We start from the raw sequence: 15,110 nt of genomic DNA on the forward strand, positions 1-15,110 counted from the left end.
AATAGTGGCATTATATGATGTTATTATCCGAAATGGAATGGTTGTGAAGGAAGAGGAAGTAGTCAAAGCGGATATAGCGATTGTTGATGGGAGAATTTCAAAAATTGCAGATGATCTTTCTGGTGCAGCAGGAAAAGAAATAGTGGATGCAAAAGGATTACATATATTTCCTGGATTAATAGATTCACATGTTCACTTTAACGAACCGGGAAGAGGTGACTGGGAAGGAATACAAACAGGCAGCAAAGCGCTGGCTGCTGGCGGGGTGACAACTTTTTTCGATATGCCTTTAAATAGTCATCCTCCGACCATTGATAAAGATGCTTTTGATTTGAAGAATAATATTGCCAAACAGAAATCAGTGGTTGATTATCGTTTGTGGGGCGGTGTTGTACCTGGAAATATTGCTGATTTAGAGGATTTAATGAACTGCGGCGTTATTGGTTTTAAAGCATTTATGTCGGGGAGCGGCATTGAAGATTTTGAAGCTGCTGATGATCATACTTTATTTGCAGCAATGGAAAAAATCGCTTCATTGGGAGGGGTATTGGCAGTTCATGCGGAAAGTGATGTTATTACAGCACAATTAGGAAAAATAACCAGTGATAAAAATGATCAAAGTGCTAAAGCTTTTTCAGAGTCAAGGCCAATTTATTCAGAAATAGAAGCAGTGCAAAGAATTTTGGCTTATGCAGAAGCGACAAAATGCGGCGTGCATATTGTTCATATAAGCAGTGCAAAAGTGTTGGAACCAATTATTAGGGCGAAAAGGAAAGGGATTAATGTGACGGTGGAAACTTGCCCTCATTATTTATCATTAACAGTAGAAGATTTGGATGTTTTAGGTCCGATTGCTAAATGTGCTCCGCCGCTTCGGGAACAAGCAGAAGTCGACCATTTATGGGATGCGGTCATAAGCGGGGATATTGATACAATCGGATCCGATCATTCCCCGTCCCTAACATCGATGAAACAAGGAAGCTTATTAGAGGCTTGGGGGGGCATATCTGGCTGTCAAACGACTTTAAATATTTTATTGGAAGAGGGCTATTGGAAAAGAGATATGCCTTTGACTGTTATTGCAAAAACTATGGGAATAAATCCAGCCAAAAGATTCGGTTTAGAGATGCAAAAAGGAAGCATTTCAGAATATAAAGATGCAGATTTAGTGCTTGTTAATCTAAACGAGGAGTTCACTTTACAATTAGAAGATTTATATTATCGCAATAAACAAAGTCCGTATGTTGGCAAAACGTATCGAGGTAAGGTAAAACAAACTTTTTCAAAGGGGCAATTAGTGTTTGATGATCAAAAGGTAGTGCCCTCTTAAATGAATGATAAAACAGTCAGCAGTCTGTCATTAAAAGATAGACTGCTTTTTTATTGTAACCGTTTGAAAACCGAACAAATACGAATTATAAATAGGTTTTATTTATTAAATGTTCGTAAATTATTAAAAAAGTTCTTGTAAATAAGTGTTTAAGTAAGTTATTATGCTGAATAAGGGAACAAAACTTATTTGGGAGGTTCTAGCATGATTGGTGCACCATCAACAAAAAATGCGAAAAAAATTTTGCTTCTTGGTTCTGGAGAGCTTGGCAAGGAGGTTGTGATAGAAGCGCAAAGACTAGGAATGGAAACTATTGCCGTAGATCGGTATGAAAATGCTCCTGCTATGCAAGTGGCACATCGTTTTTATGTTGTTAATATGTTGAACTCAGAAGCCTTAAAACAAGTCATCATGGCAGAAAATCCAGATTTTATCGTACCTGAAATTGAAGCAATCGCAACAGAAGTTTTATTGGAATTGGAAAAAGAGGGGTATAATGTCATTCCAACAGCGATGGCGACAAATTTAACAATGGATCGGGAAGGCATAAGAAGACTTGCCAGTGAAACACTCGGACTTCCTACTGCAAAATACGAATTTGCGAATACATTAGAAGCATTAAAACAAGGGGTAGAAAAGATTGGCACACCATGTGTGATTAAACCAATTATGAGTTCTTCAGGAAAAGGACAGTCCATTTGCCGCAGCATAGAAGATATAGAAACATCATGGAAAGAAGCAGTAGAAGGGGGAAGGGGACAAAAAACAAGAGTAATAATCGAAGAGTTTATTCATTTTGAATCAGAAATTACATTGCTTACTGTTCGTGCTGTAAATGGAACTATCTTTTGTGCGCCAATTGGCCATACCCAAAAAGATGGCGATTATATAGAGTCATGGCAGCCTCATAATATGTCTGAAAGCCAAATAGAAGAAGCGGAAGTGATTGCGAAAAAAATTACTGATGCACTTGGAGGCTATGGTCTATTCGGAGTAGAGCTCTTTTTAACCAATAATGGCGTCATTTTTAGTGAAGTGTCACCAAGACCCCATGATACAGGTATGGTAACACTTGCAACACAAGATTTATCGGAATTCGCTTTGCATGTGCGTGCGATTTCAGGATTGCCTGTTCATCCAGTGCGTTTGTACTCGCCTGGTGCAACAAAAACAATAAAGGCGACAAAAATGAGCGAAAGCTATCAGTTAGCTGGATTGGAAGCGGCATTAAAGATTCCTGGTGCACAAGTAAGAGTTTTTGGAAAACCAAAAACAGTGGAGGGAAGAAGAATGGCGGTTATTCTGCAAACAGGTGAAACGACAGATGAGGCACTAGAAAATGCAAGAGTAGCAGCGGCAGAATTATCGTTAACCTACTAACAGAGTGTAGACAAAGTCTAATATTCAAAAGTCAGGCTAAACTAGTAATCTTTCTACTAAATACATAATCTATCAAGGAGTGTACAATGAATATAAAAAATAGGTGGCTAATCGCTTTATCAGCAGTAGGAATTCATATTTCAATCGGTTCTGTTTATGCTTGGAGCGTTTTCACTAAGCCTTTGGAAGCCGCGTATCATTGGAGTTTAAGCAGCATTTCATGGACATTTAGCATTGCTATTTTATTTTTAGGATTGTCTGCGGCATTTTTAGGTCATTTTGTGGAAAAGTATGGGCCAAAAGCTTCGGGCACATTATGTGCATTTTTGTTTGGCATTGGCATGTTTGGAGCTGGTTTTGCAACAAGCATCGAGTCATTGCCAGTATTGTATATTTCCTATGGCATGTTAGGGGGAATTGGTTTAGGAGTAGGCTATATTACCCCTGTTTCTACATTAATTAAGTGGTTTCCCGATAGAAGAGGATTTGCAACAGGTCTCGCGATTATGGGATTTGGTTTTGCTTCCATGGTAAGCAGTCCAATCATTAATAAATTAATTGGAACTGTTGGCATTTCTTCTACTTTTTATATATTGGCTGCCGTATATTTTGTGATTATTTTTCTGTCTTCTCAATATTTAGAAGTGCCGCCACAAGGTTATATGCCAAAGGGGGTTCAGCAATCTTTACAGCAAGGCAAAAAAGTGCTGAAAAAAGATTTAGCCCAATTAACTGCAAATGAAGCAATCAAAACAAAAAGATTTTGGGCACTATGGGTGATGTTTTTTATCAATATTACATGCGGAATTGCCATACTTGCGGTTGCTTCGCCAATGGGACAAGAATTAGCTGGAATGAGTATTGCGGGGGCTGCTGCGTTGGTTGGTATTATGGGCATTTTTAACGGGTTTGGCCGAATTGCTTGGGCATCTGTTTCTGATAGGATTGGCAGACCGAATGTATACACGTTGTTTTTTGCAATTCAAATGGCCGCTTTTTTTGCTTTACCCCATTTACACAAACCTATCGCTTTCTCTATAATAGTATGTATCATTATGTCCTGTTATGGCGGCGGATTTGCTTCTATCCCAGCATATATTGGAGATATATTTGGAACAAAACAGCTTGGCGCTATCCATGGTTATATGCTGACGGCATGGTCGGCAGCAGGTGTGGCAGGTCCTATCTTTGTTTCCTGGATTAGAGAAACAACAGGGAGCTATCAAGGAACGCTTACCGTATTTTCTTTGCTGTTTATTGTTTCTCTTGTCATCTCTTTTGCAATTCGCTACGATATTCATAAAATAAAATTAGCAAATCGAAATTTTAACGAGAATAATAGTATATAATGTGCTTGGAGGGGAAACCTTCCTGCACTTTTTTTCGTTTCATTAATACATATTTTACTTTGTTAGGAGATTGGCGGATGGAAACATTTAATACCCAGTTTTTATATTCTATAATTATTATTGCGATAGGTTATTGTTTTAAACGATGGAATATCATAAAAGAACAGGATGGAGAAGCTATTTCTCGAATTATCTTTAATATTACACTGCCCTCAGTCATTATTTTTACCTTTCATAATATTAAAATGGAATATTCCTTGCTTATACTTGTTGTATTAGGATTTTTATATGGAATTATCGTTGCAGTCTTAGGTTTGTTTTTATTTAGAAATGAAACAAGAAGAGATAAAGGGATGCTCGGCATGCTGATTCCTGGTTTTAATATTGGCCTTTTTGCCTTTCCATTGGTGGAAGGGATATGGGGAGAGACAGGATTAAAATATTTTGGAATGTTTGATGTAGGAAATGCTGTTGTTACCTTTGGCATCAGTTATTTGATTGGCAGCTATTATTCCAAAGAGGGGGTAGTGCTTGATTATAAACATGTGATCGGCAAAATGAGCAAGTCCATTCCGCTAATGACTTATATGGCAGTATTTATCATTAATATCTGCGGACTTCATCTTCCAAGCGGTGTAGTACAAATCACGTCAATTGTTTCAAAAGCGAATATGCCGCTGTCTCTGCTTTTATTGGGAATTTATCTAAACTTTACCTTTGAAAAAAGTTATTGGAAAGGGATTGGCAAAGTTTTGGGATTGCGATATGGAACAGGGTTGGCGCTTGGCATATTAGGTTTTTATTTGCTGCCGGTTGAAGATATGATTCGTTATACGGTTTTAATTGCTCTTATTTTGCCAATGGCTTCCTCTGTATTGATATATAGCATTGAATTCAAGTATAATCAGCGTTTTGTGGGAACTGTAGCAAATTTATCCATTTTATTAAGTTTTTTGCTAGTATGGGTTATTGGCAATATGCTAGTGTAAGAGAAATAGGAAAAAACCCCCTCAAGCTTGGCAGCTGCTTAAAACGGCCTGATTTGAGGGGGTTTTTTTGTTATTTTGTAATGAAATTTTCCGTATAGTATGGCTGTGATTTTGTATTAAAGGCCACTCCTACTCCTAAATAGCGAAAATCTTTTTGAAGGATATTTTCCCTATGGCCAAGTGAATTCATTAATCCTTCATGAGCAAAAATGCTGCTGTACTGTCCGTATGCAAGGTTTTCTCCTGCCATTGTGTACCGGATGCCCATCTCAAGCATCCGGTCAAATGGAGACTGGCCTTCTAAATTCGTATGGCTGAAATAATTATGTTCTGCCATATCTAAACTATGCTTTCTTGCTGTATCTTTTACCCGATCATCCCATTTTAAAACAGTCAGGCTATTGTTTACTCTGCTTGCATTTGTTAGATCAAATAGCTGGTATTCAAAACCTTGTTTGAGATCAGTTGTGCTTTTTGTATAAAAATCATTTCTGTTTTTCTCTAATGATTCATCAATAATTTGCATCGCTGTTACCGTATTATCTTCATGTTTATCAAAAAAGATAGTGACATATTGATCATCGAGGTGAAACATTTCATAATCCCGATCAGCTGGAAGTTTATAAAAAACAAACCCCTTTTCCAATTGAGTTAATGGTTCTCCTAAAGTTTTTAACACGGTTTCTTTAGATGCACCTTTATGGATGCCATTTTTTGATGAAATTAAATCTTGATTTGTATATAAACCAGAGACCTGATTTTGACTGTCATAGGAAATCATAACAAACTGCTGATAATTTTGATGATAAGTATACCATTTTGTTCCATATTCATTCAGGCTGGATCTTTTAGCTTTTCCTAATTTTTTTTCTATTTCTTGTTTTTGATCGCCAATTTGCACATTATAGATAGAGAATAGTTCCCTAGTAGGCTCATCGAGGGCTGGTTTTTCGAGTTTTTCTGAAGATTCGTTTACTTGCCAATCTGGCAATAAATCTTGAGACTTTTGAAAAAGCTCTTTTATTTTATCAAATTCTGTATTCATTTTTGTGATCAAGGCAGCGAAAGAGTCTGCATTTACTTCAGATGCGGCACTTTCCAATGTAGATGGCAAAGAGTCTGCTTTTAATTTATCTTGAATGAAATGGTATCCTACAAAACTGATAAAACAAATAAAAATCAATTTTATTATTGTTTTCAACCTGTTATCTCCTCCATTCTTTTCTTCATTTTAACCAAAAATTCCAGAAAAGATAATCACAATAACTATAACAGATAAAAAGATTAATTGTCTTTTTGAAAGATTATGTAAAAAATTCCATGGAGAAAGTTGTGTTGAAAATTTTTTTTGCGGAAATAAAAGAATAAGCGGATGGAATGTAATGATTTTGTTATGAAGTTGTAACTGGCTAGTTATTGGTTTTATTTTCTAAAAGCTGATATACTAATAAAAAGTAAAACGCTTAAAGCAATAAAAAATACATAAATTTTTTCATCTAATATTGCCAAAAAGCGCAACGTTTATTGAAATAAGGGGGAGCGCTGCTAAGCATGAAAAAGCACTAAAGGAGGCTTGATTAAATGCATATAGTAAGAGCTGATATCGATGAATTATTGCAGACAACTGCAGATGTGGAAGGGAATAGTTTTGATTGGAATTTAAAAGAAATAGAAATTGATGAATTATTGGAAACGACAAAAAATTGGAGCTCATAATATGGAAACAACAAACAAAGAGGCTTGATGGCTCTTATCTGTATGAAGTAGATACATATAAGAATCATCAAGTTTTTTATTTTTGCCATTTAATTAAAAAGGAGTTCTCATGCCCGATCCAATCAACTGCTTTGTGCATGGTTTGAGTAGATAAAAACCTATTTAGAGACAACAATCTTTTAGAAAATAGCCGTATTTTTAATAAAATAAAAATATATTAATATAATAAAAAAGTGGTAAGGAGAAAAGAAACCTTTTCTAAAATATTTTTAAATTTTTTAAAAAGATATACAATTTGTACTTCCGCAAATAAAAAGTTGCGTTATAATAAGTAGAAATAAATTATTTAGATAAGGAGCAATCAACGTGAGTGAACAAACAATTACGGTAACTTTAGCAGCAGAAAAAAAACCAAAACCAGATGCCAGCACATTAGTATTTGGAAAAACTTTTACAGATCACATGTTTATGATGGATTATACGGAAGGAAGAGGATGGCATGATGCTCAAATCCTTCCATATCAGCCAATCACGTTAGATCCGGCTTCTGTTATTTTTCATTATGGACAAACAGTTTTTGAAGGAATGAAAGCATATTTAACAAAAGAAGGGAAAGTGCTTTTGTTTAGACCAGAAAAAAATATGGAACGTTTAAACAAATCAAATGAACGTCTTTGCATCCCAGCAATTGATGAAGAGTTTGCATTGTCTGCTCTAAAACAATTGATTTCTGTTGATAAAGAGTGGATTCCAACTGAAGAAGGAACATCTCTATACATAAGACCATTTATTATTTCCACACAGCCATATTTAGGGGTTGCGGCATCTGTAAGCTATAAATTTATGATTATTTTATCTCCTGTAGGATCTTATTATAAAGAGGGAGTTAAGCCAGTTAAGATTTTTGTTGAAAATGAATATGTTCGTGCTGTTAGCGGTGGCACTGGTTCAGCGAAAACGGCAGGAAACTATGCAGCAAGCCTAAAAGCACAGCAAATTGCAGCTGAAAAGGGATATTCTCAAGTGTTATGGCTAGATGGTGTAGAGAAAAAATACATCGAAGAAGTTGGCGCAATGAATGTGTTCTTTAAAATTAATGGGGAAATTGTTACTCCAATGTTAAATGGCAGCATTTTAGAAGGGGTTACGCGAGGCAGCATTATTGAATTATTAAAATACTGGAATATTCCGGTTACTGAAAGAAAAATTACGGTGGAAGAAATTTTTGAAGCGCATAAAAACGGGGAATTAGAAGAAGCGTTCGGTACAGGAACCGCTGCGGTTATTTCTCCAATCGGCGAATTCTTCTGGAATGAACAAGTAATCGTGCTGAATAATAATGAAACAGGGGAACTTGCAAAAAAATTATATGATACGATTACCAATATCCAAAATGGCAAAATAGAAGATCCGTTTGACTGGACAGTAGAAGTATAAAAACATGGCTGTTTTCTAAAAGAGTGTTGTTTTTCGGATGATTTCAATAAGTAAATCCATTGTTAAAACAGGTTGATTGGAGTAAAAGGTGGGGAGCTCCGCGGGACAGGTGAAATCCGGCAGGCGATGCTCACCTCCAGCAGCGGAAATCAATCTACTCCTTTAAAAGCAATAAAGTTTACGAAAACACCCAAAAACATAAAAATAAAAAAGATGGCCCAAAACGTTTAAGGCCATCTTTTTTGTTTTCCTAATGAAAGCATATGGGAAAACAATTTATTTCACATTAACGGACTTTTAACTTTCTATAAGAGATAATGAGAGATCTAGGAAGGAAAAAGCTTGTCCGTAAAGCCTGATTGTTAATTTTGCTTTATTTTGTTAATTGTTTGTTAAGGATAAATTGTTCTACAACTTTTGCGACACCGTCATTATTATTCGTATCTGTTGTATAGTCAGCAATTTTTTTAATATCATCTGGTGCATTTCCCATTGCCACACCAAGTCCAGCGAATTCAATCATTGCTAAATCATTATAGCTGTCTCCCATTGCAATAACTTCTTCTCTTTTTATTCCCAATTTTTCAATCAGAAAAGCAAGGCTTGTCCCTTTTGTTACACCTCTTTCAGTGAATTCAAGGAAATATGGTTTTGAGCGCATTACACTTAATTGATTTTGCAGTTCTACTTGGAGCAGGGCTTCGGTCTTTTTTAAATGGCTTTCTTCTTGCACCATTAATACTTTTACAACTGGTTTGCTGATTGCTTCTTTAAAATCAGCAACTGTATCAATTGGAAGACCTGTAATTTGGGCTTCGATTTCGGTGAATGGATTGTTTTCTTCGGTTACAATTGTATTGTCGACATATGTGTGAATCCAAACATTTTCCCGTTTGCTTATATCATATAATTTTTGCACGGTTTCTATTGGCAGAGTGCTGGAGAATAATTCTTCTTTTGTTTGGCAATTTGTTATTTTTGCGCCATTAAAGGATAAGATAAAGCTGCCATAATCGTTTAATTTTAGTTCTTCGGCAATTTCAACCATTGCATAAGTAGGTCTTCCTGATGCAAGAACCACCTTTACGCCTAATTCTTGTGCTTCTAAAAGCGCCTGTTTTGTTGCATTTGAAATAGTATGGTCATCGCGCAGCAATGTATCATCCATGTCTAGTACAATCATTTTATATGACATTTTTCTCTCCTCTACTTTCTTCGGTCAATTGGAAATCCTCTTCATTATAAATGAATATAGGAATATACGTAAATATAATAATCGGATTTTCGGCTAGATTGCTATTTATAGAGAAAGGATAAAATTTCTTTTAAAAAGTATTTGAATTATCAGAAAATTGTTGTTATACTATAAAAAAGAAAAGGGGTTGATTCGAATGGAAAAGTATTTGTTAAATGCGCCTAAACAGTCTGTAGGAAATGTAGTTGATTCTTTATTTGCTGAAATGGTCTTAGAAAAAGCCCTTTATGAATTTCGGAAAATGACACTTCAAAAAGAAATTGATGACACACTAATGAATGGCAATAAAAAAGAATTTATGCGCCTTAGCAGTGAATTAAATAATTTAATAGCAGCAGTTTCATAAATGCTTAACTAAATAATGGATAACTATTGTACGATTACAAAGAAAAGGGGCTTTTAAAAGCAAAGCCTTTTTTCTTTGTGATGGTGCGTGGACAAAGACTATGGGAAGGCTTTGCTGGCAATAAAGGAATTGTTATCTATATTCAGATGATAAAAATACCTGTTTTCAACGGTTTTTTTGTTCCGGATATAAATAAAAAAGAGGACGTCCTATTGGACCGTCCTCTTTACGTATTGAGGCAATAAACTGCGCTCCACATAGCGCATTAAATGTTTATTGACTTATTCAATATAGCTCATCGCATAAATTAATATATCATAATAATATCAGGAAAACAAGCTTTATTAGAAAAAAATTTCTCGTACATTTAAAAGAAAAGCTATTTACAAGATAATAGTTGTCTATTAAAATATTCTTTAAAAAGAACGTTTCATTCTATTTAAAGAAGAGATTAATAGAGAGTGCTCATGCAATCTTAATGTTAAAAAACAAAAGGGATTGTTATCTTCCTTTGTTTAATAGAAATCCATATTCTACATAGAAAAAATGGTTTTTGTTTTTTAAAAATCCATTAAGCACACGGAAAAACAAAGGAGAATGAATATGCTAGGAGACAAAATTCAATCGTTGCGAAAGAGAAAAGGGTTATCGATTACAAGGCTTTCTATTATTACAGGTGTATCCAAATCATATATAAGCTATATTGAACGAAATAAACAAAAAAATCCAAGTCTGGTTATTTTGTTGAAATTATCGAAAGCATTAGAGATAGATCTGCAAGAATTAGTTTATTATATGGAAGAAAAAGGTGAAAAAAAAACGATTCCAGATAAGATAGGGAATATTGTTTAATGAATTATAGATTTAAAAGGGAGCTGCATGGAGATTAAGCAGCGGAGAATGCTTATAAAAGCATTCTTTCAGGCTGTTGAAAAACGTTCGCTCTCTTCGTCACTCCCCTTTTTTGCGGTGCTCATTACCACCAAACGGTAACTCCGCTCCTCAAAAAGTGGGATTCCTCGATAGTCAAACGTTTTCATTCAGCCTGATTTTTTACTGTCAAACTTTTTCGACACTCTGAGAGAATGCTTATAAAAGCATTCTTTTTTTGTTTCAAGCTGTTTAAATTGACTTTTCTTTTCCTGACATAATAAGATGGCATTACTTCATAAGGAAAAGTAAGGTTTTTTTTATATTGATGCATCTTTTTTGTCTGTTGGCAGATAAATGGGTTATATTAGCCAAAAACTATTATCTATAAAGTAAAGGGGTAGTAATAAATGAATGCCAAGTATCAATCATTTTTTCAGCAGTTTTCATTTTCTGATAAATTAGATTTGAAAAATCGTATTATAATGGCCCCAATGACTAATTTTTCATCAAATGAGGATGGAACTGTTTCACAGGCAGAACTTGATTATTACCGTGCTCGATCTAAAGGAGTGAGCATGGTTATTACGGCTTGTACATATGTTAAAGAAGACGGAAAAGGGTTCCCAGGAGAATTTGCTGGCCATACAGATGAGATGATAGACAGTCTTGCTTCGTTAGCTGCTGCAATAAAAGAAGAAGGTGCAAAAGCGGTGCTGCAAATTTTTCATGGAGGACGTTCTTGTCCCCCTGAACTAGTACCCAATGGAGAACTTGTCAGTGCAAGCGATGTGGCACAGAATCCTTTGCCGTCGCCTCGTCCTTTAAGAGAAGAGGAAATTCAAGAAATAATCACAGCGTTTGGATTAACAACAAAAAGGGCAATCGAAGCAGGTTTTGATGGTGTGGAAATCCATGGGGCGAATGGATATTTGCTGCAGCAATTCTTCTCCCCTCATACTAATCGACGAGAAGATAAGTGGGGTGGAAGTTTAGAAAATCGCTTAGCATTTCCACTTGCGGTTGTTAGAGAAGTGAAAAGTGCTGTAGAAAAATACGCGCCATCTTCATTTATTGTTGGTTATCGTTTTTCTCCAGAAGAGCCAGAAACTCCTGGAATCACGATGACAGAAACATACGGGCTGATTGATGCACTATTGAATGAAAATCTAGATTATTTGCATGTATCTGTACAAGATTTCTGGTCGGAGCCAAGACGAGGGGAAGAGGCATCCAAGTCACGCATAGAGTGGATTGTAGAAAGAGTTGCTGGACGTGTTCCTGTAATTGGTGTAGGAAGCATTTATACACCAGAAGATGCTGCAAAAGCATTTGAAACAAATATTTCTTTGTTAGCGATTGGGCGCGAATTAATTATCGATCCAGAGTGGGTGCAAAAGGTGCAAGCAGGCCAAGAGGATCAAATCATCACCGAAATAAAGAAAGAAAAACAAAAAGAATTAGTGTTGCCAACTCCGCTTTGGAACGTGATAATTTCTTCACCAGGCTGGTTCCCAGGCGTATAATATAGGTGAAAAACCAATTTTTTATTTTGATTTTGTGGATAGTGTTGGTTTTATATTATTTGTTGATTGAAGCGACTCAGCGCTTGCCTCCGGGGAAAAGGAACGTCTCTTGCTGCAATCAACAGGCTAGTTTAACAAAGCCTTTATTTTATAGAAAGCAATTCCTTTTGTTAGGTCAGTGAAAAAGTATTTCACCAAACAATCGGGATAGATAAAAGCGGGGAATTCTCAGCTGTTGCATTTTGCATGTTTTTGGTCTACCTTCGCGCTGCGTTTACAAAAAATCAGCATACTCCTTCAATGTGTATTCTCCATGTGCAAGAATTAGGCAGTTAGAGTTCATTTATCAAAGGGATAAAAAAGGAGGTAAGCCTCTTGACGCATTATGAAAGTTTAGCAAAAACCATTCACTATAATTTTTTTAATAAAAGCTATTCAGAATCAAAAAAACATCCAGACTTGCAGTTGATTGGAAAAGGAAGAAGTGCGTATTGTTTTAAAATAAAACATACAGATGTTTGCTTAAAAGTGTTTTTTAAAGAATATGAACATTTGGCAAAAGAAGAAGGAGAAATCTATCAGGCGGTTAAGGGAATTCCTTATTTCCCTCAAATCTATGAAATTGGCCAAAATTATTTGGTGATGGATTATATAGAGGGGAAAACATTGTTTGATTGTTTAATAGAAGGAATTCTTATTTCAGAAGAACATATAAAGGAAACGGATTTTGCTATTTCTTTATCGAAGGAAAAAGGTTTAAACCCATCGGATATTCATTTGAAAAATATTATTCTAACAAAAGATAATGGAATTAAAATTATTGATTTAGCCCGATTCAGACAGCAGAAAAAATGTAAACAATGGCAAGATTTAAAAACGGCTTTTTATAAAATATACCAAAAACGCTACTTTCCAAAAAAAGTGAGCAAATATATTTTGCATACAATCCGCATATTGTATAAAAGGGACTTGCTGAAAGCTTTATTTCATTAATAGAAGGAAAGTGAATTTATACCAGCATCTGTATAGGGGAGTATTAGAATATATATAGATGCTGAATATTATTTTATCCATTAAAGGAGGAAATTAGGCTAATGAATACATATAAAAGCCGGAAAGAAGTGCCGGAACAAGAACAATGGAATTTGCAGGATATTTATCCAAATAAAACAGCATGGCAAAAAGATTATAAAAAAGCAGAAGAGCTAATAAAGAAAATCGGGGAATATAATGATCAGATTACAAATGCGAAAAGTTTGCTTGGATATTTAACTTTATCAGAAGAGATAGAAAGGGTATATACAAAATTATCAGGATACAGCATGCTTTCACTAGATATGGATACAAGAGAAGGAGATTCACAGAAACTTGTTGATAAAACAAGGCAGCTTGGCCAAAAATGGAGCAGCTCCACTTCCTTTTTTATGCCTTATTTATTAAGTCTAGAGAATGAAGCATTAAAACAATACATAGCAGCAGAAGAAGGCTTGAAATATTTTGAAAAAGATTTATTGGAGTCTTTTTCCTATAAAAAACACGTGCTGTCAAAAGAACAAGAAGAGATAATGGCTCAAATGGGGGAAGCAATATCTGCACCAAGCAGAATATTTGGCATGATTAATAATGCTGATATTAAGTTTGGGACAGTGACGAATGATGATGGAGAAAAAATAGAATTGACGCGTGGCATGTATGCAAAGTTGATCGAGGATGAGGATCGGGAAAAAAGAAAAGAAGCATATAAAGCATACTATGAACCATATGTGACGCTGAAAAATACGATTGCTGCAACATTTGCTTCGGCAGTAAAAAACAATGTTAAATTATCGAAAATCCGCCATTATCCATCTGCTTTAGAAAAAAGCTTATTTAGTGATCGCATCCCAAAAGAAGTATATGAAAATTTAATTGAAGCAACTCGCAAAAACTTGACTTATATGTCCGATTATATGGAATATCGCAAAAATAAGCTTGGTCTGGAGAATCTGCATGCATATGACTTAAGTGTACCATTAGTAGGGGAAGCGTCCAAAGAAAAAATAAGCTTTGAGCAAGCATATGAAACAATGCTAAAGGCATTAAAACCATTAGGAGAAGAGTATATAGACATATTAAAAACCTTTAAGGAAAAACGTTATCTGGATGTCAGGGAAACACCTGGAAAAAGGTCTGGCGCCTATAACCTGGGTTTATATGGGGTTCATCCATTTATCTTATTAAACCATAGGGATGATTTAGATAGCTTATTTACATTGGCTCATGAATGCGGACATGGAATGCATTCTTATTACAGCAGCACCTATCAGCCGCAAATTACAGCAGGATACAGTATATTTGTGGCAGAAGTTGCCTCCACTGTCAATGAAGTGCTTCTGATTCGCTATTTATTATCTACAGAAACAGACAGCGCCAAAAAAGAGCATCTAGTCAATCATTTTATCGATAGTTTTAAAGGAACTTTTTTCACACAAGTAATGTTCAGTGAATTTGAAAAGACTGTCCATGAAAAAGCGGAAGCAGGAGAACCGCTCACGCTTGATTTATTTAATGAAATTTATGAAGAACTGTTTATTGCCTATAATGGGAAACAGCTGGTTGTTGATGAGGAAGTAAAGTATGGCTGGTCTAGAATTCCTCATTTTTACCGTCCTTTTTATGTATATAAGTATGCAACAGGTTTTGCTTCTGCCATTATGATTGCCGATAAATTACTTTCGGGAGATCCCTCTGTAAAAGAAAATTATTTGCAGTTTTTAAAAAGCGGCAGCTCTGATTTTCCATTGGAGCTGCTCAAAAAAACGGGCGTTGATTTAACGACTCCAGAGCCGATTAATCATGCAATGTCGATTTTTTATGGTTTAATAAAGGAAGTTATGGGGGATTAAAGGAAAAAAACAGAGGGTAACTATTTA

At 35.4% G+C, this 15,110-nt stretch carries 13 protein-coding genes; 11 read left to right on the forward strand and 2 right to left on the reverse strand.

Annotated features, from left to right (window positions below; genetic code table 11):
• The first annotated feature begins 4 nt into the window (after window positions 1-4).
• From NCCP28_RS11250 to NCCP28_RS11265, 4 genes are all read left to right on the forward strand, one after another.
• Entirely contained in the window at window positions 5-1,330 is a 1,326-nt protein-coding gene (locus NCCP28_RS11250; protein WP_248561498.1) for an allantoinase, read from the forward strand.
• Window positions 1,331-1,534: 204 nt separating this feature from the next.
• Window positions 1,535-2,710, forward strand: a complete 1,176-nt coding sequence (purT, locus tag NCCP28_RS11255) for a formate-dependent phosphoribosylglycinamide formyltransferase (RefSeq protein WP_248561499.1) — start codon at window positions 1,535-1,537, stop codon at window positions 2,708-2,710.
• Between the two features lie 86 nt (window positions 2,711-2,796).
• Window positions 2,797-4,059 (forward strand): L-lactate MFS transporter, encoded by a 1,263-nt coding sequence (locus NCCP28_RS11260; protein ID WP_248561500.1) that lies wholly within the window; start codon window positions 2,797-2,799, stop codon window positions 4,057-4,059.
• 77 nt (window positions 4,060-4,136) lie between these two features.
• Window positions 4,137-5,048 carry an AEC family transporter gene (locus tag NCCP28_RS11265; RefSeq protein WP_248561501.1) on the forward strand — a complete coding sequence of 304 codons (912 nt, stop codon included), beginning with the start codon at window positions 4,137-4,139 and terminating at the stop codon, window positions 5,046-5,048.
• Between the two features lie 70 nt (window positions 5,049-5,118).
• Here the strand turns inward: NCCP28_RS11265 and NCCP28_RS11270 are convergent, their stop codons facing one another.
• On the reverse strand, window positions 5,119-6,249 hold the full coding sequence (locus NCCP28_RS11270; protein WP_248561502.1) for a CAP domain-containing protein: 1,131 nt from the start codon (window positions 6,247-6,249) through the stop codon (window positions 5,119-5,121).
• Between the two features lie 380 nt (window positions 6,250-6,629).
• Between NCCP28_RS11270 and NCCP28_RS23625 the strand changes: the two genes are divergently transcribed.
• Window positions 6,630-6,764: a hypothetical protein gene (locus NCCP28_RS23625; protein WP_282579558.1), complete on the forward strand. Its 135-nt coding sequence runs from the start codon at window positions 6,630-6,632 to the stop codon at window positions 6,762-6,764.
• A 366-nt stretch (window positions 6,765-7,130) separates the two neighbouring features.
• The gene (locus NCCP28_RS11275) at window positions 7,131-8,201 is read left to right on the forward strand and encodes a branched-chain amino acid aminotransferase (RefSeq protein WP_248561503.1); all 1,071 of its coding nucleotides are present in this window, start codon (window positions 7,131-7,133) and stop codon (window positions 8,199-8,201) included.
• A 373-nt stretch (window positions 8,202-8,574) separates the two neighbouring features.
• Here NCCP28_RS11275 and NCCP28_RS11280 read toward each other — a convergent pair whose 3' ends face one another.
• Complete coding sequence (locus NCCP28_RS11280; RefSeq protein ID WP_248561504.1) at window positions 8,575-9,396, reverse strand: Cof-type HAD-IIB family hydrolase; 822 nt, start codon at window positions 9,394-9,396, stop codon at window positions 8,575-8,577.
• A gap of 196 nt (window positions 9,397-9,592) precedes the next feature.
• Between NCCP28_RS11280 and NCCP28_RS11285 the strand changes: the two genes are divergently transcribed.
• The 5 genes from NCCP28_RS11285 (at window position 9,593) to pepF (ending at window position 15,083) form a co-directional block, all read left to right on the forward strand.
• Window positions 9,593-9,802 (forward strand): IDEAL domain-containing protein, encoded by a 210-nt coding sequence (locus tag NCCP28_RS11285; RefSeq protein ID WP_248561505.1) that lies wholly within the window; start codon window positions 9,593-9,595, stop codon window positions 9,800-9,802.
• Window positions 9,803-10,405: 603 nt separating this feature from the next.
• Entirely contained in the window at window positions 10,406-10,654 is a 249-nt protein-coding gene (locus NCCP28_RS11290; protein WP_248561506.1) for a helix-turn-helix domain-containing protein, read from the forward strand.
• 428 nt (window positions 10,655-11,082) lie between these two features.
• A complete protein-coding gene (locus tag NCCP28_RS11295; protein ID WP_248561507.1) occupies window positions 11,083-12,198 on the forward strand; it encodes an NADH-dependent flavin oxidoreductase in 1,116 nt (371 codons plus the stop codon).
• A 375-nt stretch (window positions 12,199-12,573) separates the two neighbouring features.
• On the forward strand, window positions 12,574-13,191 hold the full coding sequence (locus NCCP28_RS11300; RefSeq protein WP_248561508.1) for a protein kinase family protein: 618 nt from the start codon (window positions 12,574-12,576) through the stop codon (window positions 13,189-13,191).
• 101 nt (window positions 13,192-13,292) lie between these two features.
• Entirely contained in the window at window positions 13,293-15,083 is a 1,791-nt protein-coding gene (pepF, locus tag NCCP28_RS11305) for an oligoendopeptidase F (protein ID WP_248561509.1), read from the forward strand.
• Window positions 15,084-15,110: the final 27 nt, after the last annotated feature.

Source organism: Niallia sp. NCCP-28, assembly GCF_023168165.1.
Taxonomy (GTDB): Bacteria; Bacillota; Bacilli; order Bacillales; family Cytobacillaceae; genus Niallia.

Bases quoted from the DNA above. Each gene is read 5' to 3' on its own strand.
- purT (WP_248561499.1), top strand. From the start codon at position 1,535: ATGATTGGTGCACCATCAACAAAAAATGCGAAAAAAATTTTGCTTCTT.
- NCCP28_RS11260 (WP_248561500.1), top strand. From the start codon at position 2,797: ATGAATATAAAAAATAGGTGGCTAATCGCTTTATCAGCAGTAGGAATT.
- NCCP28_RS11265 (WP_248561501.1), top strand. From the start codon at position 4,137: ATGGAAACATTTAATACCCAGTTTTTATATTCTATAATTATTATTGCG.
- NCCP28_RS23625 (WP_282579558.1), top strand. From the start codon at position 6,630: ATGCATATAGTAAGAGCTGATATCGATGAATTATTGCAGACAACTGCA.
- NCCP28_RS11280 (WP_248561504.1), bottom strand. From the start codon at position 9,396: ATGTCATATAAAATGATTGTACTAGACATGGATGATACATTGCTGCGC.
- NCCP28_RS11285 (WP_248561505.1), top strand. From the start codon at position 9,593: ATGGAAAAGTATTTGTTAAATGCGCCTAAACAGTCTGTAGGAAATGTA.
- NCCP28_RS11290 (WP_248561506.1), top strand. From the start codon at position 10,406: ATGCTAGGAGACAAAATTCAATCGTTGCGAAAGAGAAAAGGGTTATCG.
- NCCP28_RS11295 (WP_248561507.1), top strand. From the start codon at position 11,083: ATGAATGCCAAGTATCAATCATTTTTTCAGCAGTTTTCATTTTCTGAT.
- pepF (WP_248561509.1), top strand. From the start codon at position 13,293: ATGAATACATATAAAAGCCGGAAAGAAGTGCCGGAACAAGAACAATGG.